Annotated in this window: 24 protein-coding genes; 3 read left to right on the plus strand and 21 right to left on the minus strand. The window is 72.5% G+C overall.

What is annotated here, in order from left to right; genetic code table 11:
- Positions 1–322: 322 nt before the first annotated feature.
- From ABWI04_RS26510 to pgsA, 17 genes are all read right to left on the minus strand, one after another.
- The gene (locus ABWI04_RS26510; protein WP_345179054.1) at positions 323–847 is read right to left on the minus strand and encodes an adenine phosphoribosyltransferase; all 525 of its coding nucleotides are present in this window, start codon (positions 845–847) and stop codon (positions 323–325) included.
- A 12-nt stretch (positions 848–859) separates the two neighbouring features.
- Complete coding sequence (gene secF / locus ABWI04_RS26515; RefSeq protein ID WP_345179055.1) at positions 860–2,032, minus strand: protein translocase subunit SecF; 1,173 nt, start codon at positions 2,030–2,032, stop codon at positions 860–862.
- A gap of 2 nt (positions 2,033–2,034) precedes the next feature.
- Entirely contained in the window at positions 2,035–3,762 is a 1,728-nt protein-coding gene (gene secD / locus ABWI04_RS26520; protein WP_345179058.1) for a protein translocase subunit SecD, read from the minus strand.
- 110 nt (positions 3,763–3,872) lie between these two features.
- On the minus strand, positions 3,873–4,379 hold the full coding sequence (gene yajC / locus ABWI04_RS26525; protein WP_345179059.1) for a preprotein translocase subunit YajC: 507 nt from the start codon (positions 4,377–4,379) through the stop codon (positions 3,873–3,875).
- Between the two features lie 178 nt (positions 4,380–4,557).
- Positions 4,558–5,631: a Holliday junction branch migration DNA helicase RuvB gene (ruvB, locus tag ABWI04_RS26530; RefSeq protein WP_345179060.1), complete on the minus strand. Its 1,074-nt coding sequence runs from the start codon at positions 5,629–5,631 to the stop codon at positions 4,558–4,560.
- 29 nt (positions 5,632–5,660) lie between these two features.
- Complete coding sequence (ruvA, locus tag ABWI04_RS26535) at positions 5,661–6,269, minus strand: Holliday junction branch migration protein RuvA (protein WP_353834139.1); 609 nt, start codon at positions 6,267–6,269, stop codon at positions 5,661–5,663.
- The gene (gene ruvC, locus ABWI04_RS26540) at positions 6,266–6,841 is read right to left on the minus strand and encodes a crossover junction endodeoxyribonuclease RuvC (protein ID WP_345179216.1); all 576 of its coding nucleotides are present in this window, start codon (positions 6,839–6,841) and stop codon (positions 6,266–6,268) included. Before ruvC ends, ruvA begins: the two co-directional genes overlap by 4 nt.
- A gap of 55 nt (positions 6,842–6,896) precedes the next feature.
- On the minus strand, positions 6,897–8,048 hold the full coding sequence (locus ABWI04_RS26545) for a GNAT family N-acetyltransferase (RefSeq protein ID WP_353834140.1): 1,152 nt from the start codon (positions 8,046–8,048) through the stop codon (positions 6,897–6,899).
- Positions 8,049–8,128: 80 nt separating this feature from the next.
- Positions 8,129–8,884, minus strand: coding sequence for a YebC/PmpR family DNA-binding transcriptional regulator (locus ABWI04_RS26550; RefSeq protein ID WP_185024089.1), 756 nt, complete (start codon positions 8,882–8,884; stop codon positions 8,129–8,131).
- A 3-nt stretch (positions 8,885–8,887) separates the two neighbouring features.
- Positions 8,888–9,505, minus strand: a complete 618-nt coding sequence (gene pdxT / locus ABWI04_RS26555) for a pyridoxal 5'-phosphate synthase glutaminase subunit PdxT (protein ID WP_345179065.1) — start codon at positions 9,503–9,505, stop codon at positions 8,888–8,890.
- A 276-nt stretch (positions 9,506–9,781) separates the two neighbouring features.
- Positions 9,782–10,396: a DUF6928 family protein gene (locus ABWI04_RS26560; RefSeq protein WP_345179066.1), complete on the minus strand. Its 615-nt coding sequence runs from the start codon at positions 10,394–10,396 to the stop codon at positions 9,782–9,784.
- Between the two features lie 142 nt (positions 10,397–10,538).
- Positions 10,539–11,462 carry a pyridoxal 5'-phosphate synthase lyase subunit PdxS gene (gene pdxS / locus ABWI04_RS26565; RefSeq protein ID WP_345179069.1) on the minus strand — a complete coding sequence of 308 codons (924 nt, stop codon included), beginning with the start codon at positions 11,460–11,462 and terminating at the stop codon, positions 10,539–10,541.
- A gap of 134 nt (positions 11,463–11,596) precedes the next feature.
- Positions 11,597–12,637, minus strand: coding sequence for a DUF3048 domain-containing protein (locus ABWI04_RS26570; RefSeq protein WP_353834141.1), 1,041 nt, complete (start codon positions 12,635–12,637; stop codon positions 11,597–11,599).
- Positions 12,638–12,761: 124 nt separating this feature from the next.
- On the minus strand, positions 12,762–13,304 hold the full coding sequence (locus ABWI04_RS26575; RefSeq protein WP_345179071.1) for a LemA family protein: 543 nt from the start codon (positions 13,302–13,304) through the stop codon (positions 12,762–12,764).
- 7 nt (positions 13,305–13,311) lie between these two features.
- Complete coding sequence (locus ABWI04_RS26580; protein WP_345179075.1) at positions 13,312–14,475, minus strand: glycosyltransferase family 4 protein; 1,164 nt, start codon at positions 14,473–14,475, stop codon at positions 13,312–13,314.
- A 10-nt stretch (positions 14,476–14,485) separates the two neighbouring features.
- Entirely contained in the window at positions 14,486–15,412 is a 927-nt protein-coding gene (locus tag ABWI04_RS26585) for a phosphatidylinositol mannoside acyltransferase (RefSeq protein WP_345179077.1), read from the minus strand.
- A complete protein-coding gene (gene pgsA, locus ABWI04_RS26590) occupies positions 15,409–16,071 on the minus strand; it encodes a phosphatidylinositol phosphate synthase (protein ID WP_345179078.1) in 663 nt (220 codons plus the stop codon). Before pgsA ends, ABWI04_RS26585 begins: the two co-directional genes overlap by 4 nt.
- A gap of 353 nt (positions 16,072–16,424) precedes the next feature.
- Between pgsA and ABWI04_RS26595 the strand changes: the two genes are divergently transcribed.
- The gene (locus tag ABWI04_RS26595) at positions 16,425–18,590 is read left to right on the plus strand and encodes an elongation factor G-like protein EF-G2 (protein WP_353834142.1); all 2,166 of its coding nucleotides are present in this window, start codon (positions 16,425–16,427) and stop codon (positions 18,588–18,590) included.
- 190 nt (positions 18,591–18,780) lie between these two features.
- A complete protein-coding gene (locus tag ABWI04_RS26600; RefSeq protein ID WP_345179081.1) occupies positions 18,781–19,638 on the plus strand; it encodes a polysaccharide deacetylase family protein in 858 nt (285 codons plus the stop codon).
- Positions 19,639–19,665: 27 nt separating this feature from the next.
- Here the strand turns inward: ABWI04_RS26600 and ABWI04_RS26605 are convergent, their stop codons facing one another.
- Positions 19,666–20,292, minus strand: coding sequence for an HIT family protein (locus tag ABWI04_RS26605; RefSeq protein WP_378187775.1), 627 nt, complete (start codon positions 20,290–20,292; stop codon positions 19,666–19,668).
- Between the two features lie 188 nt (positions 20,293–20,480).
- On the opposite strand from ABWI04_RS26605, the gene ABWI04_RS26610 reads away from it, so the two are divergent.
- Positions 20,481–21,167 (plus strand): Asp23/Gls24 family envelope stress response protein, encoded by a 687-nt coding sequence (locus tag ABWI04_RS26610; RefSeq protein ID WP_345179082.1) that lies wholly within the window; start codon positions 20,481–20,483, stop codon positions 21,165–21,167.
- Here the strand turns inward: ABWI04_RS26610 and ABWI04_RS26615 are convergent.
- From ABWI04_RS26615 to ABWI04_RS26625, 3 genes are all read right to left on the minus strand, one after another.
- Entirely contained in the window at positions 21,149–21,757 is a 609-nt protein-coding gene (locus ABWI04_RS26615; RefSeq protein ID WP_353834143.1) for a hypothetical protein, read from the minus strand. The two genes, ABWI04_RS26610 and ABWI04_RS26615, sit on opposite strands and share 19 nt — an antisense overlap.
- 47 nt (positions 21,758–21,804) lie before the next feature.
- Entirely contained in the window at positions 21,805–23,790 is a 1,986-nt protein-coding gene (gene thrS / locus ABWI04_RS26620; protein ID WP_345179084.1) for a threonine--tRNA ligase, read from the minus strand.
- 283 nt (positions 23,791–24,073) lie between these two features.
- Positions 24,074–25,537 carry a sugar porter family MFS transporter gene (locus tag ABWI04_RS26625; protein WP_353834144.1) on the minus strand — a complete coding sequence of 488 codons (1,464 nt, stop codon included), beginning with the start codon at positions 25,535–25,537 and terminating at the stop codon, positions 24,074–24,076.
- Positions 25,538–25,575: the final 38 nt, after the last annotated feature.

The raw sequence follows: 25,575 nt of genomic DNA on the forward strand, positions 1-25,575 counted from the left end.
CGCGCCCCGGCCCCCCCCGCCCCGGCCGGGGGGCCGGCCGCGCGCGCGCCGGGGGGCACCCCCCCCCCCCGGGCGGGGGGGGGGGGGCCGCCCCCGGACGCGGGCGTCCGCGCGGCGGGCTCGTCGGGCTCGGGCGGCCGGACGTCGGGCGGTGGGGGCGCGCGCCGTTCCTCGGCGGCGGTGTTCACCGCGTCGGTCGATACCACCTCACCTGGCACCCAGCCTCCCTAGTCCACCCGGGCACTGCACCGCGCGTTCCGTGCGGGCCGCGCCCGTTCCCGCCGGACCCTGATGGCGTCAGTGTATCCGGCCCTATTTCGTACTAGACCGTAACCAGGGAATGAACGTCCAGATTCCCCAGCTTGTCGCGTCCGTGCAGGAACGACAGCTCAAGGAGGACCGACAGCCCGACGACTTCTCCGCCGCCCCGCCGGACGAGTTCGGCGGCGGCCCTGGCCGTGCCCCCGGTGGCCAGGACGTCGTCGACGATCAGTACCCGGTCACCGGGTTCGAAGGCGTCGAGATGGATCTCGATCGTCTCGCTCCCGTACTCGAGATCATAAGTCTCCGCGTCCGTCGCCGAGGGCAGTTTCCCCTTCTTGCGCACCGGGACGAAGCCCGCCCCGAAGTGGTAGGCGACGGGGGCGGCGAGGATGAACCCGCGGGCCTCGATACCGACGATCTTGTCGATGGTGCCGCGGCCGTGGTGGTTCACCACGGCGTCGACCACCCCGGCGAACGCCACGTGGTCGGCCAGCAGCGGGGTGATGTCCTTGAACATCACCCCCTGCTTGGGATAGTCGGGGATGTCGCGGATCCGCTCCTGGATCAGCTTGCCGAGGTCCACTCGCTCCCCGCCCTACTTGCCGCCGCGGCGCTGCTGCCGCGACCCGCGCTTCGGCTGCTGCCGCGACCCGCTCTGCACGACCTTCCGCACGGTGACCGTGCTGCGGATGTCGGGCGTGTCCTGCCGGTCGTCCTCACCGGCGTCGGCGGCGTCGTCGGAGAGGTCGTCCTCCGTCGCGGCGGAGGCGCCGGCCCCGGCCTTGACCCTGGCCTTCGACGACCGCTTCGAGCTCTGCTCGCGCCGGGCGATGTTCTGCCGGATCTGCTTGTACTTCGGCTCGCGCTCCTTGAACTGGACGAGCAGCGGCGTCGCCACGCAGATCGAGGAGTACGTGCCGACGATCATTCCGACGAACAGGGCGAGCGACAGGTCCTTCAGCGTGCCGGCGCCGAACAGGGTCGTCCCGATGAACAGGATCGCGCCGACGGGCAGGATCGCCACCAGGGAGGTGTTCAGCGAGCGGACCAGGGTGCTGCTGAGCGCCTGGTTGGCCGCCTCGCTGTAGGTCGTCCGGGAGGTCGGGCCGAGCGGCTTGGTGACCTCCTTGATCATGTCGAAGACGACGACCGCGTCGTACAGCGAGTAACCGAGGATCGTCAGGAAGCCGAGCAGCGTGGCCGGGGTCACCTCGAAGCCGGACCAGGCGTAGATGCCCGCCGTGATCACCAGGTCGTGGACGAGCGCCACCACCGCGGCCACGGCCATCCGCCACTCGAACGCCACCGACAGGTAGGCGATGATCAAGACCATGAAGACCAGCAGCGCCTGCCAGGCCTTCTTCTGGATCTCACCGCCCCACGAGGCGCCGACGACCTGCGTGCTGACCTTGTCGGCGGGGACGGTCAGCTCCTTGGAGACGCTCGTCTTGACCTCGGTGACCTGGTCGGAGGACAGGCTCTCGGTCGTGACCCGCCAGTCGCCGCCCGCCTTCTGCACGATCACCTGGTGGGGGCCGCCGTCGGCGACGGCGCCGCGCACCTGCTCGATCGAGGCGCTCGGCGCCTTGAAGGTGAAGACGGAGCCGCCCTTGAACTCCACGCCGAAGTTCAGGCCCTGCACCAGCAGGCCCGCGATCGACAGCGCCAGCAGCAGCCCGGAGATCGTGTACCAGATCTTCGGACGGCCGACGATGTCCGCGCTGATCTCGCCCCGGTAGATCCGGGAGATGGCCGCACGCGTTCCCATGCTCAGGCCTCCTGGCTCGTCGTGCGGGCGGCTGGGGCGGAGGTGTCCTGCGCCTTGTGCAGGCGCCTCGGATCGAGTCCGGACATCGGATGCCCGCGTCCGAAGAAGTTCGTGCGCGCCAGCAGCGCGACCATCGGCTTGGTGAAGAAGAACACCACGATGACGTCGATGAGCGTCGTGAGGCCCATCGCGAACGCGAACCCGGCCACGCCGCCGACCGCGAGGAAGTACAGCACCAGGGCCGCGAGGAAGGTGACGGCGTCGGCGACGAGGATGGTGCGCCGCGCCCGCTTCCAGGCGTTCTCCACCGACGAGCGCAGCTTGCGCCCCGCCCTCAGCTCGTCCCTCAGCCGCTCGAAGTAGACGATGAACGAGTCGGCGGTGATGCCGATGGAGACGATCAGGCCGATGATGTGCGGCAGGGAGAGCCGGAAGCCCATCCCCTCACCGAGGATCACCACCGCCTCGTAGGTGATGGCCGACGCCACGACCAGGCTGGTCACGGCCACCAGGCCGAGGCCCCGGTAGTAGAACAGGCAGTAGAGCACCACCAGGCCGAGCCCGATCGCGCCGGCGACCAGCCCGCCGGTCAGCTGGTCGGAGCCCAGCGTGGACGACACCTCGTCGATGGAGCTCTGCTTGAACTCCAGCGGCAGCGCCCCGTACTTGAGCACGTTGGCGAGGTCGGTGGCGTACTGCTGGTTGAAGCTGTCGGGCGGACCGTCGATGCTGGCGGTGCCGCCGGTGATGGCGCCCTCGCGGATGCTGGGCGCGGACACGACCTGGCCGTCCAGCACGATCGCGACCTGCGCCTGCGGCGAGGACGGGTTCTGCTGGTAGGCCTGGGACGCGGCGGTGGTGACCTCTCCGAACTGGCGGGCGCCCGTGCCGTTGAACTTCAGCGAGACCGACCAGCTGGCCTGGCCCTGCTGGGCGTTCGGCGGCATCGCGCTCGCCGAGGAGACGCTCTCGCCCAGCACCCGGACCGGGCCGAGGATGTACTTAGCGACCTGGCCGCTCTCCTGGTCCTGGTCGCAGGCGGCGACGAACTTGCGGTTCGGGTCGTTGGACCCCGGGGCCCGCCGGTCGCCGCTGTAGCAGTTCAGCGCCTCGAACTGGCTGATCACGGCCTTGTCGGTGACGCCCGGGTACTCCTGCGCGGGAGCCGTGGGCTGCGCCGACGGCTGGCCCAGCGGCGACGACGGCGACGGCGCGGCGGACCCGGACGGCTTGGGCGTCGGGGCGGTCATCGCCCCCGACAGCGCCCGGCCCCTCGGGGTGGACGACGCCGACGGCGACGCGCTCCCCGAGGGGGAGGCCGACGCGGACGGCGACGGGCTCTTGCCCCCGTCCTTCTTCGCCCCCGCGCTCTTGGAGGGGCTGGGGGACGGGGTGGGCGCCGCCCCGGTCGACGGCTTCCCGTCGGCCACCGCGAACACCTGGCGGAACTGCAGCTTGGCCGTCGTCCCGATCAGGTTGACGACGCGGCCCTGCCCCTCACCGGGGACGTTCACCACGATGTTGTTGCTGCCCTGCTTGGCGACCTCGGCGTCGGACACACCCAGACCATTGACGCGCTTCGTCATGATCTTGACGGCCTGGTCCATCTGGTTCGCCGGGGGATTCTTGCCGTTCGCGGTCTTGGCCGTGAGCGTCACGGTCGTGCCGCCGGCGAGGTCGAGGCCCAGCTTGGGCTTCGTCTGCCCCTGCCAGACCGCCAGACCGGCCATGACCACCATGATCGCGAAGAGCGCGAGGAGCGTGCGCCCGGGCTTGGGCGCATTCTTGGGCGGAGCCACTTGTCGTCGTACTTCCCGTCGTATCGTCGCCGTGAGAGGGGTCAGGCGGGCTTGTCGCCCGCCTCGACCTTCGCCTTCCCCTTCGGCTTGGACTCCGGCTCGCCGTCCTCGCCCGCGGTGTCCGCGGCCTCGTCGTCCCCGTCCTTGGACAGGTCGACCTCGGAGCCGTCCTTGGACAGGTCGACGCGGTCGCCGTCCTCGTCCTCGCCCTCGGCGTCCTCGTCGTGCTCGTCGTCGAGCTCCTCGGGCTCGTCGTCCTTGAGGACCTGCATGACGGCCTGCTTGACGAACCGGACCTCGACGCCGTCGGCGATCTCCAGCACGATGCCGTCGTCGTCGACCGCCACGACGGTCGCGCGGATGCCGCTGGTCGTCAGGACGCGAGCGCCCGGTTCCATGGCGTTCTGCATCTGCATCTGCTCTTTGCGGCGCTTGCTCTGCGGCCGGATGAGCAGGAAGTAGAAGACCAGTGGCACGGCGAGAAGCAGGAGCAGATTGAAGGACCCGCTACCACCCGAGCCCGCCGCGAGAATAATGTCGCTGCCCATTACTGGGGCATCCTTCCGATGTCGTTTGCCCAGCCTGTGACCAGACCGGTCACGTGCAACGGGACCGCCGGCTGGAGACGGTGAACCAAGTCCCGGAGTCTAGAGAGTACGCGAGACCCCGGCAACGAGGCGACGATCGGCGACGCCGGGAAGTTCCCAACCCGTTATCAGATGATCACTATTCCGCCCCGCCGGCATCCCTGTCCAGGTCGAACAGCGTGCCCGCCATCGGCGCCGTCGGCGGCTGGGGAAGCCCCAGGTGCGCCCACGCCGCGGCGGTGGCGACCCTTCCCCGCGGGGTCCTGGCGAGCAGGCCCTGCCGGACGAGGAACGGCTCCGCGACGACCTCGACGGTCTCGGGCTCCTCCCCCACCGACACGGCCAGCGTCGACAGACCCACGGGTCCGCCGCCGAACTTGCGCATCAGCGATTCCAGGACGGAACGGTCGAGCCGGTCAAGGCCCCGTTCGTCCACCTCGTACAACGCCAGGGCGGCGCGGGCCGATTCCCGCGTGATCACGCCGTCGGCGCGCACCTCGGCGTAGTCGCGGACGCGGCGCAGCAGCCGGTTGGCGATGCGGGGCGTGCCGCGCGAGCGCCCGGCGACCTCGGCGGCGGCGTCATCGGAGATCTCCACGTCCAGCAGCCGGGCGGACCGGCGGACGATGATCTCCAGCTCGGCGGGCTCGTAGAAGTCCATGTGCGCGACGAAGCCGAACCGGTCGCGCAGCGGGCCGGGCAGCATGCCCGCCCGCGTCGTGGCCCCCACCAGCGTGAAGGGGGCGATGTCCAGCGGGATGGCCGTCGCCCCGGGGCCCTTGCCCACGACGACGTCGACGCGGAAGTCCTCCATCGCCATGTAGAGCATCTCCTCGGCGGGCCGCGCCAGCCGGTGGATCTCGTCCAGGAACAGCACCTCGCCCTCGGCGAGGGTCGACAGCACGGCCGCGAGGTCGCCGGCCCGCTCGATCGCCGGACCCGAGGAGATCCGCAGCGGCTGCCCCAGCTCGGCGGCGATGATCATGGCGAGGGTGGTCTTGCCGAGGCCGGGCCCGCCCGACAGCAGCACGTGGTCGGGGGTCCGGCCGCGCCCGAGCGCGCCGTGCAGCACCAGCGAGAGCTGCTCGCGGACCCGCTCCTGGCCGACGAAGTCGGCCAGCTTCTTCGGCCGCAGCGCGGCCTCGATCTGCTGCTCGTCGACCCCGCCGGCGTCGGCCGACACCAGCCGCTCGGTCTCGTCGGTCCCGCTCATCCCCGCTCCCTGCGCCTCCCCTGGCTCCCTCACTGCCTGCTCAGCTTCTTCAGGGCCGACCTCAGCAGCGCCGCGACCGGGGGCGTCTCGCCGCCGTCGAGCTCGGCGGCGACGGCGTCCACGGCGGCGTCGGCGTCCTTGGCCGACCAGCCGAGGTTGACCAGGCCCATCTGCACCTGCTGGCGCCACGGCTCGGCGCGGGCCGGCGCCCGCAGGTCGCCGCCGTCGTCGCCGACCGGGCCGCCGAGGCGGTCCCGCAGTTCCAGGACGATGCGCTGCGCGCCCTTCTTGCCGATGCCGGGCACCTTGGTGAGCGCCGTCACGTCCTCGGTGGACACGGCGCGGCGCAGCGCGTTCGGCGAGTGGACCGCCAGCATCGCCAGGGCGAGGCGGGGCCCGACGCCGCTGGCGGTCTGGAGCAGCTCGAAGACGGTGCGCTCGTCGTCGTCGGCGAACCCGAACAGGGTGAGGGAGTCCTCCCGGACGACGAGGGAGGTCGGCACCCGCGCCTCCTCCCCGACCCGCAGGCCCGCCAGCGTGGCGGGGCTGCACTGCACCGAGAGGCCGACGCCGTGCACGTCGATCACCGCCCCGTCGGGCCCGGCGGCGGCCACCCGGCCGCTGACGAAGGCGATCACTTGACGCTTCCTCCTCTGCTCCGGGCGGCGAGCCGGTCCCGTTCGGCCCGGGCCGCCTCCTCGATCCGCGACCGCTGGGCGTGCGCGAGCCGCCGCTGCGCTCCCCCGCGCCACACGTGGCAGATGGCCAGGGCGAGCGCGTCCGCGGCGTCCGCCGGCTTCGGCGCCGTCTCCAGGGACAGCAGCCGGGTCACCATCCTGGTCACCTGCGCCTTGTCGGCGCGGCCGTTCCCGGTGACGGCGGCCTTGGCCTCGCTGGGGGTGTGCAGCGCGACGGGCAGGCCCCGCCGGGCGGCCAGCAGCATCGCGATCCCGGCGGCCTGGGCCGTGCCCATCACCGTCCGCACGTTGTGCTGGGAGAACACGCGCTCGACGGCGACGGCGTCGGGGCGCAGCTCGTCCATGACGGCCGCGATGCCCGTCTCGACGCCCAGCAGGCGCAGGGCGTGGTCCTCGTCGGGGGCGGTCCGCACGACCGACACGTGCACCAGCCGCAGCCGCTTGCCCGGGGCGCCCTCGACGACCCCGACCCCGCACCGGGTGAGGCCGGGGTCCACCCCCATCACCCGCACGGCCGCTCCTTCGATCATCTGTTCGGCCGCCCACGCTATCAATCCGCGTGGCCGGTCAGAAGTAGTCCAGCGAGAACGGCGTGGCCGCGAACGCGGCCCCGAGCGCCTCCGCGTCCCCGCCCTGGAGCAGTCCGGCGCGGCGGAGGGTCGGCACCGGTATCCCGCAGTAGAGGGCCGACAGGCCGCGCGGCCCGAGGCGCACGGCGCCGGAGCCGGCGGCGGAGCGTTCCAGCCGCCCCTCGCCGCCCTCGATCTCCAGGCGCCAGTGGCCCGAGTTCGCCGGACGCAGCGGATCGTCGATCTCCAGCGGGACGCCCGCGGCGACCCCGGCGGGGTAGCCGCGCGCCGCGATCGCCGCGGGCGCGTCGACCACCCGCAGCATCCACTGGGAGCGGTGGACGGTCTCCTGCTCGCGCTCGCGCGGCAGCCACAGCACCGGGTCCATCGGCGACACGCAGGCCCGCACCGACTCGGCCGTGGACGAACCGGACCCGACGATCGCCCACAGCGCCCTCAGCGTCCGCTCGGACGAGGCGACGAGCCGCTCGACCTCCAGCCCGGCGTTGCCCTCCGCCCAGCGGTAGGAGAGGAACCCGTCCTCGGCCAGGTAGTGGTAGGCGTCCGGGCCACCGAGGTGCTCGCGCCACCTCGCCTCCGGCCAGCCGACCGGGCCGCAGTCGCGCGCGGCCCGGTGCACGCGGCCGACCACGGCGGCCACCTCGGCGGCGTCGCCGGGCCCGGCCCTGCGGACGGGGACCCGCTCGGCCGCGATCGTGCGCAGGGCCTCGGTGGACAGGTCGACGTGGTGCCAGCCCCCCGCGTGCTCCCAGCCGAGCGACCGGTAGAGCCGCGTCGTGGCCGGATACAGCATGGCGAGCGGGTGACCGAGATCGGCGCACCGCCCCAGCAGGTCGGACACCAGGCGGCGGCCGAGCCCCCGCCCGCGCTCCTCGGGCGCGACCGTGATCGCGCTGACGCCGGCCGTGGACACCGCCCGCCCGTGCCACCACTGCGTCATGTCGAGCAGCGCCCCCGTGGCGACGACCGCGCCGCCGTCGAGGCCGGCGAACTGCCTCCCCGCCTCCGCCGCCTGCCGGACCAGCCGGGACCGACGCGCCCACACCTCGTCGGACAACGGCCCGAAGGCGCGGGCGCGGATGTCGCGGACGGCGTCCGCCTCGTCTGGTGCCAGAGCGCGAATCTCCATGATCCAGACCGTATGCGACGGCGCCGACGGGAACGCCGCCGCACCCGGGCGGGCGGCGGCGTTCGCGGGACGACGGGGCGTCAGGCGTCGATGGAGGCCATGACCTCGTCGCTCACGTCGAAGTTGGCGTAGACCTCCTGGACGTCGTCGGAGTCCTCCAGGGCGTCCAGGAGCCGGAACACCTTCTTGGCGTTGTCCTCGTCGAGCGGGACGGTGACGCTCGGCAGGAACTTGCTCTCCGCCGACTCGTAGTCGATCCCGGCGTCCACCAGCGCCGAGCGGACCGCGACCAGGTCGCCGGCCTCGCTCACGACCTCGAAGTTCTCCTCGTCGAGGTCGTTGACCTCCTCGGCCCCGGCGTCCAGGACGGCCATCATGACGTCGTCCTCGCTGGTGCCGGCCTTGGGGACGATCACGACGCCCTTGCGGTTGAACATGTACGAGACCGAGCCCGGGTCGGCGAGGGAGCCGCCGTTGCGGGTCAGGGCGACGCGGACCTCGGAGGCGGCCCGGTTGCGGTTGTCGGTCAGGCACTCGATGAGCACGGCGACACCGCCGGGGGCGTAGCCCTCGTAGGTGATGTTCTGCCAGTCGGCGCCCCCGGCCTCCTCACCGGCGCCCCGCTTGCGGGCGCGCTCGATGTTGTCGTTCGGGACCGAGTTCTTCTTCGCCTTGTAGATGGCGTCGTAGAGGGTGGGGTTCGCGTCGGGGTCGCCGCCGCCCGTCCGGGCCGCCACCTCGATGTTCTTGATCAGCTTGGCGAAGAGCTTGCCCCGCTTGGCGTCGAGGGCCGCCTTCTTGTGCTTGGTCGTCGCCCATTTGGAATGGCCGGACATCTGTCAATCCTCCTCTGTCGTCCGGCGCACCAGATCGGCGAAGTAGTGGTGCACGCGGAAATCGCCTGTCAACTCCGGATGGAACGCGGTCGCCATGAGGCGCCCCTGGCGGACGGCGACGATCCTACCGGCGTTCGGCCCGCTCTCCGCGCGTCCGAGGATCTCGACGGCGTCGCCGACGGACTCCACCCAGGGTGCGCGGATGAAAACGGCGTGGTACGGCGTGTCACCCATACCGGTCAGCGGGACGGCGGCCTCGAACGAGTCGACCTGCCGGCCGAACGCGTTGCGCCGCACGGTCATGTCGATCCCGCCGACGGTCTCCTGGCCCGCCACACCGCCCCGGATCCGGTCCGCCAGCATGATCATGCCGGCGCAGGAGCCGTAGGCGGGCATGCCCGCCTCGATCCGCTTGCGCAGCGGCTCCAGCAGCTCGAACGAGCGCGCCAGCCGCCACATGGTGGTGGACTCCCCGCCGGGCAGGACCAGCCCGTCGACCCGTTCCAGCTCGTCGGGGCGGCGCACCTTCACGGTGCGCGCCCCGGCCTCCTCCAACGCGCGCGCATGCTCGCGCACGTCGCCCTGCAGGGCGAGGACACCGATCGTGGGCACAGCAGTCACGTGGAAACCTTCCGGGGGCACAGGAGACGTCTCAACCCTAGACGTTCCTTACAACGCCCCACGACCTGGCTGATCTTCCCAGCACGCCCCGCTGGCGCCGGACGCTTCAGTGTGGGGAGAACCCCACACCCCCAAGAACAGGGCCTGACCGACGCCTTCCGCTCCGCAAGCTCCGCTCCAGACGTCGGACACTTCACTGTGGGAAGAACCCCACACCCCCAAGAACAGGGGCCTGACCGACGCCTTCCGCTCCGCAAGCTCCGCTCCAGGCGTCGGTCAGGCGTGCCGGAAGCGGCGGACCGGAAGTTCCAGGGGGAGGAAGCCGTCCTTGCCGCGGTCGGCGATGCCGCGGCCGAACATGTGCTCCTCGGCCAGGGCGAGGCCGAACTCCTCGGGGTCGAAGGGGAGCGGGACGTCCGGGGCGCCCGCGTCGACGGCGCGCCAGAAGGGGCGTTCGACGGGCAGCCGCTCGCCCTGGTCGACGACCACGCCGTCCTCTGCGGTGACGTACACGTCACGGAGCAGCACGCCCGACTCGTACCAGCGGAACCAGCAGCTGCGGATCACGTTGTGCAGGACGAGGACGCCGCAGCGGGAGCCGGGGAGCGCCGCCGCGGCGGTGTCGGCGATGCGGCGGGCGTCGTCGTCGAGGCAGAACAGCCGCCGGTCGCACAGCAGCAGCGCCCGCTCGAAGGCGCCGACGAACAGCTCGTCCTCGTAGGGCCAGAGCGCGAAGTCCAGGACCGTGTCGCCGGTCTCGGTGAGGGAGGCCGCCGGATACAGGCGGCGCGCGATCTTCGCGGCGGCGTCCGGATCGGGCACCAGGCCCGGCCGGAACACCTCGGCGGGTTCACCCGCGCTCGCGCACGCCAGCGCGACCGACCAAGCCATGCTCCATCCCTCCCGCGGCCGGGCGCCGGCCAGGGCTCGCCCCTCCGGCCGCGCCGTCAGCGTAAACCCTCTCGGCGGCCCGTGTGGAGGGGGTACCCACCGATCCGCCCGGCCACCCGGGCCGGGCGGACGCAACCCCGCGCTACCAGCCGCGGCCGGCGAACTTCTGGTCCTCGCCGAGGGAGGCGGCGTTGATGCCGACCATGGCCTCGCCGAGACCGCGGGACACCTTGGCGATCACGTCGGGGTCGTCGTGGAAGGTCGTGGCCTTCACGATCGCCTCGGCTCGCTGGGCCGGGTTGCCGGACTTGAAGATCCCGGAGCCGACGAAGACGCCCTCGGCGCCGAGCTGCATCATCATCGCGGCGTCGGCGGGGGTCGCGATGCCGCCGGCGGTGAACAGCACGACGGGCAGCTTGCCCGCCTGCGCGACCTCCTTGACCAGCTCGTAGGGGGCCTGGAGCTCCTTGGCCGCGACAAACAGCTCGTCCTCGGGCAGGTTCTGCAGGCGGCGGATCTCCTGCCGGATCTTGCGCATGTGCGTGGTGGCGTTGGAGACGTCGCCGGTGCCCGCCTCACCCTTGGAACGGATCATCGCCGCGCCCTCGGTGATGCGGCGCAGCGCCTCGCCCAGGCTGGTGGCCCCGCAGACGAAGGGGACGGTGAACGCCCACTTGTCGATGTGGTTGTCGTAGTCGGCGGGCGTGAGCACCTCGGACTCGTCGATGTAGTCGACGCCGAGGGCCTGCAGCACCTGCGCCTCGACGAAGTGGCCGATGCGGGCCTTGGCCATGACGGGGATGGAGACCGCGGCGATGATCCCGTCGATCATGTCGGGGTCGCTCATCCGGGAGATGCCGCCCTCGGCGCGGATGTCGGCGGGGACCCGCTCCAGGGCCATGACGGCGACCGCGCCCGCGTCTTCGGCGATCTTCGCCTGCTCGGGCGTGACGACGTCCATGATCACGCCGCCCTTGAGCATCTCCGCCATGCCGCGCTTGACGCGGGCGGTCCCGGTCTCGGGCGCGGCGTTGTCAGGGGCGGGAGTGGAAGTGGACACGGGCATTCCTCACGTGGACGGACGACAAGTCTTTTTCCCATGTTATTGCCTGCTCGCATGACCTCTCGACCCGGCAGAGTGTCAGCGGAGGGCGCCGGCCGCTTACGGAGTGACGGGCGGGGGCCGCCAGGCGCGGCGGGCTAGGGGATGTAGGGCTTTCCTTCGTTGACGAGCACGACCCAGACCTGGCCGCGGGCGAAGTTCATCGGCTTGCCGTCGGCGGTGGTGTAGGTGGTGCCCTTGTCCTCGGAGGGACGCGACCACTTGGCGCCGTAGGCCTTGCCGTCGCGCAGGACGACCGCGCGCCCGGTGCCGGTGGTGTGGATCAGCGGCGTGTAGCTGCCGAGGAAGTCGTGGAACTTCGAGCGGGTCGTCTTGGCGTACTGGACGACGACGGTCTTACCGCCGAGCACCCCGCCCTCGGCGGCGCGGTCGGGGGTGCCGCCCCAGCTGGCGAGCCACCGCTTCTGCTTGGCCGACCACGTGAAGCCCATCGTGGCGGTGGGCCACCGGGCGGTGAACGACCGGGTGGGCTTGCCGCCCTCGGGGGCGTCCCCGAAGGTGAAGCCGATGTCGCGCGGCTTCGCGGCCTTCGGCGCCTGCTTCAGCAGGTTCCTCGGATCGGCGTAGAGGTTGTACGGGATGCGCCTGTCGCCGGAGCGGAAGTACGCGCCGCCCGCGTTCTCCTGGGAGATGTCGTACACGGGCGCCTTGCGGATGTACTTCTTCATCTTGCTCTGGACGCCGGAGAACGCGAAGGCGGGACGGCCGAACTGCGGAAGGATGTGCAGGTCGGAGATGCGGGCGCTGCGGACGGGCCCGACCTTCTTCGGCAGCTTGGAGGAGTAGACCGCCATCAGCCGGGTCTCGCCGCCCTCGACCTGCTCGACGTAGACGATGTCGGCGGCCGAGACGCCGCTCTGCGGGAGCGCGGGCCGGGTGTTCTCGATCTTGACCGCGAGGACGGGGTTGCCCAGCCCCTTGGCGCCGCCGGTGAACGGATGCGTCGCGGGGGTCGGCGTCCCGCCGGCCTGGGGCGCGTCCGTGGCGCTCGGCGTCGGCGGCGGCGCCGGCTTCGCGCCGTCCGAGCCCGAGCAGGCCGACAGCCCGGCGCCGAGGACGAGGACGCCCATTGCCGCGGCCGCGCGTCCCCGGACGGTGGTGTCCCAGACAGATCGCACGATCTACCCCTCCTTTGGACGATCTGCCAGAGGGTAGCGAACGTGATCCCGTGCGCTCGCCCGTCCGGTGGTACGGCCGCGCGGGGCTCCCCCGATCAACGCGGCTCCGGCGGATCGCGGGCCGTCAGATCCCGGGCGGGTCGTCGTCGATCTCGAAGAAGTCCGGGAGCGGGGCCCTCCCGGCGAGCGGGAGCACGCGGATGAGCAGCTTGCGGCGCGCGATCCGGGCCTGGGAGACGGCGTCGTTGTAGAAGCGGCGGGCGTAGGCGACCTTCGCGGCGGCGGACGACAGCTCCTCCAGGACCGCCCTGCCGTCGCCGCCGCCCCGGGCGTCGAGCGCGTCGACGAACCCGGGCTGGTCGACGGCGGCGCGCAGGGCCCGCGACAGGTCGCTCTCGGCGAACTCGCGGCCCTCGGCGTCTGCGGTGCGGGCCTCGTGGGCGGCGGTGGCCAGCACCAGGCTGGTGGCGGGGTCCAGGAGCCGGGACGCGGCCAGCTCCAGCGTGGCGGCGGCCCGCCTGACGAGCGCGGCGTCGAGCGCGGCGCGGGCGGTCTCGACCCGCACGTGCAGCCGGTCGAGACGGGTGGCGCGCCACGACACGTACACCGCGATCAGGAAGACGACGGCGATCCAGAACAGGACGTCGATGACCCAGTCGTAGGACATGCCGCCCCTACGCCCCGAGCCCGGACTCGACCACGCGGACGCGGCCGCCGGTGACGGTCTCGTACACCCGCACCACGTCGCGGGCCACCGACGACCAGTCGTAGGTCCGCACGGCCGCGCGCGCCTCGGCCGACAGCTGCTTGCGGCGGGCCGGGTCGTCGAGCAGCGCCCCGGCCGCCGCGGCGAGCGCCTCGTGGTCGCCGACCGGGAACAGCACCCCGGCCCGGCCGCCGCGCAAGACGCGGTCGAACGCCTCGATGTCGCTGGCGATGATGGGCGCGCCCGCCGCCATGGCCTCGGCGAGGACGATGCCGAAGCTCTCGCCGCCGAGGTTGGGCGCGACGAACACGTCCACCGAGTGGTAGGCGCGGACCTTGTCGGCCTCGCTCACCAAGCCGAGCACGACGACGCGGTCGCGGAGGTCGGCCGGGACCCGGGCCAGCACGTCGCCGGCGTCGCCGGGGCCGGCGAGCAGCAGCCGCAGCCCGGGCCGCGCCCGGGCGAGGACCTCGAAGGCGCGCAGCAGCACCTGCAGGCCCTTGCGCGGCTCGTCCATCCGGCCGAGGAAGCCGAGCGCTCCCCCGTCGCCGCCCCCGGGCGGCGTGCCGGTGCGGCCGCGCCAGCCGGCCAGCGGCTCCGCCATCGCGTAGCGCTCGGTCGCGACGCCGTTCGGGATCAGCACGGCGTCGCCGCCGAGATGCTCGACGAGGGTGGTGCGGGCGGCCTCCGACACCGCGATCCGGCCGGTGATCTTCTCCAGGGCGCTCTGCAGGATCGGCGCGGTGACCGACAGCGCCCGCGACCTCTCGTAGGACGCGTGGAACGTGCCGACGATGGGCCCGTCGGCCGCCCAGCAGGCGAGCAGCCCGAGCGAGGGCGCGGCGGGCTCGTGGACGTGCAGGACGTCGAACCCGCCCTCGCGGATCCAGCGCCGGACCCGCCCGGCCGACAGGAATCCGAACGCCAGCCGCGCGACCGAACCGTTGTACGGGACGGGGACGGCGCGTCCGGCGGACGCGACGTAGGGCGGCAGGTCCGCGTCGTCGTCGGCGGGCGTGATGACCGACACCTCGTGACCGAGCGCGATCAGCGCCTCGGTGAGGTCGCCGATGTGCTGCTGGACACCGCCCGGCACGTCCCAGGTGTAGGGGCAGACGAGTCCCACCTTCATCGGCCGGCCCTCATCTTCGGCCGTCCGCGAGGTCGTCCACCCAGACCTTCTGCAGCATGTGCCAGTCCTCGGGGTGGGCGGCGATGCCCTCCTCGAAGGCGCGCGCGAGGTCCTGGGTCATGGCCTGGATCTTCTCCTGTCTGCCGCCCTCGTCCGGCACGGGGACCTCCTCGTGGACCCGCGCCGCCCAGTACTCGCCCTCATACCAGAGTGTCACGGGAATGAGGGCGGCGCCCGTCTGGAGGGCCAGCGCGGCCGACACGGCGGGCATCCGGGCGGTGGCGCCGAAGAACTCCACGTCGATGCCGCTCTCGGTCAGGTCGCGGTCGACGACCAGGCACACCGGCCGCCCGGCGCGCAGCCGCTGCGCCATCCGCCCGTAGGCGGAGGCGCCCTTGTGCGCGAGCACCTCCATCCCGAGGCCCTCGCGGAACTCGACGAACCGGTCGAACAGCGACGCGGGTTCGAGCCGCTCGGCGACGGTGGTGAAGGGGTAGCCGTTGTGCACCAGCCACGCGCCCGCGTGCTCGTAGTTGCCCATGTGGGGCAGCGCCAGGATGACCCCGCGCCCGGAGTCGAGGTTGGTGAAGATCTTCTTCTCGCCGGTGACCCGCATCCGGCCGAGGATCCGCGCCCGGTCGTACTCGGGCAGGCGGAAGACCTCCAGCCAGTAGCGGAAGTAGGAGCGCAGGACCTTCTTGCTGAGGACGCGGACCTCGTCGTCGACGGCGTCCTTGCCGAGCACGCGGCACAGGTTCTTCTCCAGCTGCCGCACGCCGCCGCCGTAGCGGTGCCAGGTGCGGTCGGCGAGCGCGGCGAACAGCAGGCGCGCCGCGCTCTCCGGCATCTTGCGGACGACCGTCCAGCCCAGGGCGTAGACGGCGTCGGTCACCTCGTCCCGAAGGGACGGCGCCTCCGCGCGGCGGGGCGTGGTCATGGACGCGGCTCCGGCGTCTTCTCGGCTCCGTTCTGCGCGCCGTTCCCGGCCCCCGCGCCCGCGCCGGGCCTCGCCTGGGCGTACACCGCCGCGAACCGCTGCCCGACGGTGATGGTGCTGAGCACGGCGAGGCCCCAGAGGGCGACGGCGAGGATGTAGGGGACGCCGAGCCCGTCGAACCCGGCCGCGACCAGGACGACGATGAGGCGCTCGGCGCGCTCGGCGATGCCGACGTTGCAGGTGTAGCCGAGGCCCTCGGCGCGGGCCTTGGCGTAGGAGACCACGACCCCGGCGACCAGGCAGTACAGGGCGACCCCGGCGAGGGGCTCCTGCCCGGCCCGGTACAGCCCGATCATCAGCCCGGCGAAGATCGCGGCGTCGGCGACGCGGTCCATGGTGGAGTCCAGGAACGCGCCGAACGCGGAGATCTTCCCGGTGACCCGGGCGACCGCGCCGTCGAGCATGTCGAACAGCACGAACGCGGTGATGACCATCGTCCCCCAGAAGAACTCCCCGCGGGGGAACAGCACGAGCGCGCCGGCGGCGACGCCGATCGTCCCGATGACGGTGATGGCGTTCGGCGAGACCCCGGTCCGCGCGACCGCCTGTCCGACGGGGGTGAGGACTCGCCCCAGCGCGGGCCTGATCTTGTTGAGCATCGACGTCCGTTCTCGTGATCATCGGGAGTCGCGGCCACCGGGAGTCGTGCTCACCGGAGCGGCCCCGCCGCGGGCGACCGGCGCTCGCGCGGCGCGCCCATCGTAGTGCGCACGCCGCGGACGCGCGGCCGGTCGCCCGGGCCGCCGCCCCGCGGCCCGGACCGATCGCGGTTGTTTGCCGTTCACCCCTTGTGATCCCGGCCCTCACGGGAAAGGCTGTTGACACGGGTGTGACGTCGGTCACGCGCGATGGACGAGGTCGGACGCCGCACTCGGACGTCAGGGCCGGGCCCGCGGGGCCGGGCCCCAGCCGCACGCGGGCCTCCGCGAGAGGCCCGTCCGAGGAGGTAGTCATGGCGGACAAGGGAGGCCACCCGGGAGCCCCCGGCAGGGCACCGGAGGCCGACGGGTGCGACAGGGTGCGCAATGTCGCGCTGGTCGGCCATTCGGGGGCCGGCAAGACCACGCTCGTCGAGGCGCTGCTCGCCGCCACGGGCACGCTGCAGCGGGCGGGGAAGGTCGAGGACGGCACCACCGTCAGCGACTTCGACGAGGTCGAGGTGCGCCAGCAGCGCTCGGTCAACCTCGCGCTCGCGCCGCTGACGCACGGCGACATCAAGGTCAATCTCATCGACACCCCCGGCTACGCCGACTTCGTCGGCGACCTGCGGGCCGGGCTGCGCGCCGCCGACGCGGCCCTGTTCGTGATCTCGGCGGTGGACGGCATCGACGGGCTCACCCGGATGATCTGGGAGGAGTGCGCGGCGGTGCGGATGCCCCGCGCGGTCGTCATCACCAAGATCGACCAGCAGCGCGGCGACTACGACGACGTGGTCATGACCTGCCAGGACGTCTTCGGCGAGGGCGTCGCGCCGCTGTACTTCCCGGCCCAGGGCGACGACGGCCTCAAGGGCCTGATCGGGCTGCTGTCGCAGCGCTGCCTCGACTACTCGACCGGGAAGCGCACCGAGTGCGACCCCGATCCCCGGTACCTGGACCAGATCTCCGAGCAGCGCGCCTCGCTCATCGAGGGGATCATCCAGGAGAGCGAGGACGAGACCCTCATGGACCGCTACCTGTCCGGTGAGGAGATCGACGTCAAGGCGCTCATCGAGGACCTGGAGACCGCGGTGGCGCGCGGCAGCTTCTACCCCGTCCTCGCGACGTCGGTGCCGCACGGCGACCACCCCGGCCCGGTCGTCGGCATGCTGGAGCTCCTGGAGGTCATCACCCAGGCGTTCCCCTCCCCTCTCGAACACGGCATCCCGCCGGTGACCCCCGTGGCGGGCGGGCCCCCGAAGGAGATCTCCTGCGATCCGGACGGGCCGCTGGTCGCCGAGGTCGTCAAGACCACGTCCGACCCCTACGTCGGGCGGATCTCGCTGGTCCGCGTCTTCTCCGGGACGCTGCGCCCCGACACGACCGTGCACGTCTCCGGGCACGGCATGGAGGACCGCGGCCACGAGGACCACGACGTCGACGAGCGCGTCGGCGCGCTCACCTCGCCGCTGGGCAAGACGCAGCGCACCGTGGCGTCGTGCGGGGCGGGCGACATCTGCGCGGTGGCGAAGCTCGGGCGCGCCGAGACCGGCGACACGCTGTCGGATCCGGGCACTCCCCTGGTGATGGCTCCCTGGTCCATGCCGGACCCGCTGCTGCCGGTCGCGATCCGCGCGAAGTCCAAGGCCGACGAGGACAAGCTGAGCCAGGCGCTCGGCCGGCTCGTCGCCGAGGACCCGACGCTGCGGCTGGAGAACAACGCCGAGACGCGGCAGCTGGTGCTGTGGTGCATGGGCGAGGCACACGCCGACGTGCTGATCGAACGGCTGCGGGCCCGGTACGGCGTCGAGGTCGAGCGGGTGGACCTGCGCGTCCCGCTGCGGGAGACGTTCGGCGGGGCGGCGAAGGGCCTCGGCCGGCACGTCAAGCAGAGCGGCGGGCACGGCCAGTACGGCATCTGCCACATCGACGTCGAGCCGCTGCCCTCCGGCGAGGGCTTCGAGTTCGTCGACAAGATCGTCGGCGGGGTCGTCCCGCGCCAGTTCATCCCGTCGGTCGAGAAGGGCGTCCGGCAGCAGATGGAGCGCGGCGTGTCCGCCGGGTACCCGATGGTCGACATCAGGGTCACGCTGCACGACGGCAAGGCCCACTCGGTCGACTCCTCGGACATGGCGTTCCAGGCCGCCGGGGCGCTCGCGCTGAAGGACGCGGCGGGCCGGGTGCCGATCCTGCTGCTGGAGCCGGTCGACGAGGTCGAGGTGCTGATCGCCGACGAGTACGTGGGACAGATCATGTCCGACCTCACCTCGCGGCGCGGCCGGGTGCTCGGCTCCCAGGCGGTGCCCGGCGGACGCACGATGATCAAGGCGGAGGTGCCGCAGCTGGAGATCGTCCGGTACGCGATCGACCTGCGGTCGATGTCGCAGGGCACCGGCACGTTCACCCGCGGCTTCCTGCGGTACGAGCCGCTCCCGTCGCATCTCGCCGACAAGGTCGCCGCCGACGGCAAGGACGGCTGACCGCACGCCCGCGGACGGGGTCCGGCGCGGGCCGGGCCCCGCCCGTCCCCTCCGCCGCGGTGACGCGCGGCGCCCGCGGACGCGACCTCGGGGGGAGCCGGGCTCATCCCGCAGGGTGACCCGCGATTCGGCCGCAGGACCGATGATCAGGGCCGGTCCGCGGTGGCATCGTGGTCGCACAATGGAAAACGTGGACGACCCCCGAGTCCCGGCCGCCCCCGGTCGCCGGGCGTTCATCAAGGGGTTCGGCCTGGCGGCCGCCGGAGCGGTCACGCTGGGCGCGGGGGCGGAGGCGGTCGGCGCCGTGGTCGGGTCCGGGAACCCGCCGTCGTCGGCGATGGCGGTGCCCATCGCCGGCCCGTGGCGGCCCGGGAGCGCGCATGTCGACGTGGTCTGGGGCGTCGACACCGCCCAGAAGCTCGTCGCCCTCACCTTCGACGACGGGCCGATGCCCAACTGGACGCCCATGGTGCACGACATCCTGGACGCCGAGCGGGTCAAGGCCACGTTCTTCCTCGTCGGGGAGCGGCTCGTCCGGCACGCGCGGCTCGTGCACGGGCGGATGGACCGGCACGAGGCCGGCAACCACACCTGGCAGCACCAGGACCTGTCGCGCCTCTCCGACGAGCGGGCCCTGGAGCAGCTGCGGCGCGCCCACAACGCCATCGGGCGGATCGTCGGGAAGGAGCCGCGGTTCCTGCGGCCCCCGTTCGGCCACCTGGGCGGGACCACGCTGAGCGCCGCGTGCCGGTTCGACTACGACATCGCGCTGTGGTCGATCAAGATGCTGGAGAAGACCTACGAGGACGACCCGCCGGCACTGGTGGACTACATCGTCGGCAACACCGGGCCCGGCACGATCCTGCTCGCCCACGACACCGGCAACCACGACCGCCTGGTCGCGCTGCGCAACCTCGTCCCCATGATCCGCGGCCTGCGCGCCAAGGGCTTCGAGTTCGTCACGGTCTCGGAGCTGATGAGCGTCTCGCAGGCCCCCTCCCGCGCGCCGGGCGACGGGGGCCTGCGGCGCGCCGTGCCCCCCGCCTAGGACGGCCGGCGCGCGGACGCCGGAAGGTCAGTCGTGCGGCCAGGCGTCGGCCAGCATCTGCCGGGTGTCGCGCAGGAGCTGCGGGAGCACCTTGGTGTGCCCGACGACCGGCATGAAGTTGGTGTCGCCGCCCCAGCGCGGGACGACGTGCTGGTGCAGGTGGGCCGCGATGCCGGCGCCGGCGACGAGACCGAGGTTCATGCCGACGTTGAAGCCCTGCGCGCCGCTGGCCTTGCGCAACGCCGTCAGGGACCGCTGCGTGAACGTCGCCAGCTCCACGTACTCCGGCTCTTCGAGGTCGGCGTAGTCGGCGACGTGCCGGTACGGGACCACCATCAGGTGCCCGGAGTTGTAGGGGTAGAGGTTCAGCACCGTGAACACCGACGTCCCGCGCGCGACGATGAGCCCGTCCTCGTCGCTCATCTTCGGGATCTCGCAGAACGGGCAGCCGTCGCCCGAGCCCGCGCCCGTGGGCTTGTTCTCGCCCTTGATGTAGGCCATCCGGTGCGGGGTCCACAGCCGCTGGAAGTTGTCGGGCGTGCCGGCGCCGCCCCTCTCCTCCTCGAAGCGGGGCGTGCGCTCGTTCCCGGCGCCTGCCCCGGGCGCGTCCTCGCGCCCCTGCTGCACCACGGACTCCTCCGGCTCTGCGCTCAAGGCGGCGGTCTCCTTTTGTTCACGGCCTGACCAGCAGCATAGAGAGAGACGCCCTCGGGGCTGTAGCCGGGATCCCCTAGCATGGCCCGTCGGCGGGTCTTCGGACGCGCCCGCGATCCGGTGCCTGCGTGACGTTCCGCGCGTCGCTCCGACACCATGGTCACCCGACCGAACCGCAGGGAGCGATCATGACCGGGCTCGACAAGCGCCAGACCGGGAACGCCGAGCAGGGGCCGGGGGCCGGGCCCGGACCGCGGTTCCCCGGGGCGCCCGCCGGCCGCCCGGAGACCGATCCTCCCCCCGTCACGCCGTCGCAGGGCCCTGGTTCCCCGGCCGCACCTTCCCCTGGCGTGCCGTCCTCTGGCATGCCGTCCCAGAGCGTGCCCTCCCCGAACATCTCGTCCCCGGGTGCGCCGCTTCCGGGGATGCCGCAGGGGGCGCCGCTGTCCGCGCCTCCCGCGACCGCGACGCAGCAGCCGGTGCCGCCCCCGCGGGGCGTGCTGTCGTCGGGACCGAACGCGGTGCCGATGACCATGCACGGCTCGTCCGGCGACCTCAGCGCGCCGGTGGACGGCCGCATCACGATCGGCAACGCGGTGATCGGGAAGATCGCCGCGTTCGCCGCGCTGGAGGTGGAGGGCGTCGCCGGCCTCAGCGTCCGGGAGGAGCCCGCCGCCACGGGCGTTCGCGTCGTCCAGAACGACGACGAGGTCACGCTGGACGTCGCCATCGCCGTCGAGTACGGCCTCGTGATCAAGGACGTGGCGACGAAGGTCAAGGCGAACGTGGCGCGGGTGGCGGGCATGATGCTCGGCACGCGGGTCGCCGCCGTCAACGTGTCGGTCGAGGACGTCCGTCAGGCGGGACGGGCGTAGCAGTTCTCCATCCCGCCCCCCACCGAGATCGTGGTGACCTTGACGCGCTCGACCAGCTGCGGCGCGACGCCCGTGAAGTGGAACGTCTGCGGCCCGCCGGTGCGCACGGTCCTCTGCTGGGCGGTGGGCTCCCGTCCGCGCAGTGACAGCTCCGCCCGGATCGCGCCGCTGGCGGAGACCGCGATGACGACGTCCACGCCCGTGGGAGTGGCCCGGTAGGACGCCGTCCCCTTCGGGCAGGCGCCGACGCCGCCGCTCGATCCGTTCTGGGAAGGGACCTGCGGTCCGCCGCCCGGGCCGCCGGACCCGCCGGACCCGCCGCCGGGATAGGGCCGGTCGCCTCCGGTCTGCTGCGGTGCGGGACCGGTCGGGGTGACGGGCAGGCCCTCGCCTCCGGGGAGGCCCGTCCCCGCCTCCGGCGCGGACGGGTCCGCCGGCCCCCCGGAGCCGGCGGCCCCCTTCGTGCCCTCGTCCATCAGGGGCATGAGGAGCACGATGACGGCGGCCGCGACGAGCGCCAGGGTGCCGGTGTAACCGGCGATCCGGAGCCAGAGCGACCGCCCCCGCCGCCCCGGCCTCCTGGACTTCATCTCCGCTGACTCCCCGGTCCTCGAACGTGATCGATGAGGCTACCGGCTCAGACCTGCACGCGGGTCCGCACGGCCTCGACGATCTCCTCGACCGCCTCGTCGATCGGGACGCCGTTCTTCTGCTCGCCGTTGCGGTACCGGAACGACACCGCGTCCTTGGCGACGTCGTCGTCGCCCGCCAGCAGCATGTACGGCACCTTCTGCTTCTGGGCGTTGCGGATCTTCTTCTGCATCCGGTCGGAGGAGGCGTCCACCTCGACGCGCAGGCCGTGCTCGCGCAGCCGCGCGGCGACCTTGTCCAGGTGCGGGACGTGGGCGTCGCCGATCGGGATGCCGACCGCCTGCACCGGCGCCAGCCACGGCGGCATCGCGCCCGCGTAGTGCTCCAGCAGGACGCCGAAGAACCGCTCGATCGACCCGAACAGCGCCCGGTGCAGCATCATGGGCCGCTGCCGGGTGCCGTCGGCCGCCTGGTACTCCAGGCCGAAGCGCTCGGGCTGGTTGGGGTCGACCTGGATGGTCGACAGCTGCCAGGTGCGCCCGATCGCGTCCTTGGCCTGCACGGAGATCTTGGGGCCGTAGAACGCCGCGCCGCCCGGGTCGGGGACGAGGTCGAGCCCGGTGGACTCGGCGGCGCCTCGCAGGGCGGCGGTGGCCTTCTCCCACATCTCGTCCGAGCCGATGAACTTGTCGGACTCGTCGCGGGTGGACAGCTCCAGGTAGAACTCGTTCAGCCCGTAGTCGCGCAGCAGGCCGAGGACGAAGTCGAGGAGGCGCTTGATCTCCTCGCCCATCTGGTCCTCGGTGCAGTAGATGTGCGCGTCGTCCTGGGTCATGCCCCGGACGCGGGTGAGGCCGTGCACGACGCCCGACTTCTCGTACCGGTACACCGACCCGAACTCGAACAGCCGCAGCGGCAGCTCCCGGTAGGACCGGCCGCGCGCCCGGAAGATCAGGTTGTGCATCGGGCAGTTCATCGGCTTGAGGTAGTAGTCGCCGCCGTCGACCTCCATGGCGGGGAACATGTCGTCCTTGTACCAGCCGAGGTGCCCGGAGGTCTCGAACAGGTGGCCCTTGGTGATGTGCGGGGTGTTGACGAACTCGTACCCCTCCTCCTCGTGCCGGCGGCGCGAGTAGTCCTCCATCACCTTGCGGACGGCGCCGCCCTTCGGGTGGAAGACGGCGAGGCCGCTGCCGATCTCGTTCGGGAAGGAGAACAGGTCGAGCTCGGCGCCGAGGCGGCGGTGGTCGCGCTTCTCGGCCTCCTCCAGGAACTTCAGGTACTCGTCCTGCTTGTCGCGGGACTCCCAGGCGGTGCCGTAGATCCGCTGGAGCTGCGGGTTCTTCTCGCTGCCGCGCCAGTAGGCGCCGCCCGAGCGCATGAGCTTGAACGCGGGGATGACCCGGGTGGACGGCAGGTGTGGGCCGCGGCACAGGTCCTTCCAGCGCAGCTCGCCGGACTTGGCGTCCAGGTTGTCGTAGATGGTCAGCTCGCCGCCGCCCACCTCGACCTCGGCGCCGTCGGCGGCGTCCGCGACCGGGCCGGACCCCTTCAGCCCGATCAGCTCCAGCTTGTAGGGCTCGGCGGCCAGCTCGGCGCGCGCGTCCTCCTCGGAGACGGGGCGGCGGGCGAACCGCTGCCCCTGCTTGACGATCTCGCGCATCCGCTTCTCGATGCGCTTGAGGTCGTCGGGGGTGAACGGCTCGGGGACGTCGAAGTCGTAGTAGAAGCCGTTCTCCACCGGCGGGCCGATGCCCAGCTTCGCCTCGGGGAACAGCTCCTGGACGGCCTGCGCCATCACGTGGGCGGCGGAGTGGCGCATGATCGCCCGGCCGTCGTCCGAGCCGATCCGCACCGGCTCGACGGCGTCGCCGTCGCGCAGCTCGCCCGCGAGGTCGCGCAGCTCGCCGTTGACGCGGGCGGCGATCACGGTGCGGCCGTCGGCCTCCAGCGCCTGGCCCGCGGTGGTGCCCGCCGGCACCGCCCGCTCGCTGCCGTCGAGGGTGATGCGCAGCTCAGACACGGTGGACACGGGTACTCCTCGCGATGATGGGTCGGGGTCAACGGGGTTCGATGCTATCGACTCGGGGGGTCCCCCGGACGCGTGCGGTTCCATCGGCCGCTCCTCTCGGTCGGCGGAGGGCCCGCGGCGTCCCCGGACGGCGGAAGGGCCCCGGGGATCGCTCCCGGGGCCCTTCCGCGTGCAATGTCAGGACATGCCGCCGTCGCGCCGGGAGGAACCCGGCGTCGTCGTCTCTGCGGACACGTACGGCATGGTGCCACTCTAACCGATGGGCGGGCGGGCGGCCCGGCCTTTACGCGCGGGCTCGCGGGGCGGCGAGGTCGTCCATGTCCTCCAGTTCGCGCCCCTTGGTCTCGGGGACCGCGCGGAACACGAACAGGAACGCCAGGATCGAGAACAGGGTGTAGAGGCCGTAGGCGAGGCCCAGGGAGAAGCCGGAGATGCCGGGGAACGTCGTGGTGACCACCCAGTTGGCCAGCCACTGCGAGGCGGCGGCGACGGCCAGGGCGGAGGCCCGGATGAAGTTGTTGAACATCTCGCCGAGCATCACCCACACGACCGGCCCCCACGTCGCCGCGAAGGAGGCGACGAACACGTTGGCCGCGACGAGCGCCACGGGACCGGCGACGCCGCGGAGGTCGGGCGCGCCGTCCACCACGGGGGCGGTCGCGAAGCAGAGCGTGAGGGTGCCGAGGGAGACCGCCATGCCGGCGGCTCCGGCCAGCAGCAGCGGGCGCCGCCCGATCCGGTCGACGAGCGCGATCGCGACCAGCGTGAACGCGACGTTGACGACCGAGTTGATCACCGAGGTGAGCATCGCGTCGTTCTCGGAGAACCCGACGGCCTGCCACAGCGAGGAGGAGTAGTAGAAGATCACGTTGATGCCGACGAACTGCTGGAACACCGACAGCAGGATCCCGGCCCACACGATCGGCATCAGGCCGAACCGGCCGCCGCGCAGGTCGCCGAGCCGGACGGGCCGGTCCGCGGCGATGGAGCGGACGATCTCGCTGATCTTCACGTCCACGTCGCCGCGGCCCATCACGCGCCGCAGCACCTGCCGCGCGCGGGCCGTCTCGTGCTTCTTGACCAGGTAGCGGGGCGACTCGGGGATCGTGGTGGCGATCACGCCGTACATCACGGCCGGGACGATGGCGCTGGCGAACATCCACCGCCACGCGCCGCCGCCCCAGGGGAACGTTCCGGTGGCGCCGCCGTCGGACACCCGCGCGATGACGTAGTCGACCACGAGGGCGGCGAAGATGCCGAGCACGATCGCCATCTGCTGCAGCGAGCCGAGCCGGCCGCGCAGCGCGGCCGGGGCGATCTCGGCGATGTAGGCGGGCGCGATCACCGACGCGGCGCCGATGGCGAGGCCGCCGACCAGCCGCCAGGCGGTGAGGTCCACGGCGCTGAAGGCCAGCGCGGAGCCGAGCGAGCTGACCACGAACAGCCCGGCGGCGATGAGCATCACCCGCACCCGGCCGATCCGGTCGCTCAGCGGCCCCGCGAACCAGGCCCCGGCGGCGCAGCCGAGCAGCGCGGCGGAGACCACGAAGCCGACCGCGAAGCCGCCGAGGCCGAACTCCTTCTTGAGCGCGTCGACCGTCCCGTTGATCACTGAGGAGTCGTAGCCGAACAGGAATCCGCCGAGGGCCGCCGCTCCCGCCAGCAGCGCCGCCACCGCCGCGGAGTGCGAGGTCCCGTCCTCGCGGTGCTCGTCCGCCTGCCTCGGTCCGCTGCCCGCTGCCGTCATGGAGCCCGATCTTCCCCGGGAGCCGGACCTTATGCGGG

Origin of the sequence: Actinomadura sp. NPDC000929, from assembly GCF_040492065.1 — a bacterium.
Taxonomy (GTDB): domain Bacteria; phylum Actinomycetota; class Actinomycetes; order Streptosporangiales; family Streptosporangiaceae; genus Spirillospora; species Spirillospora verrucosospora.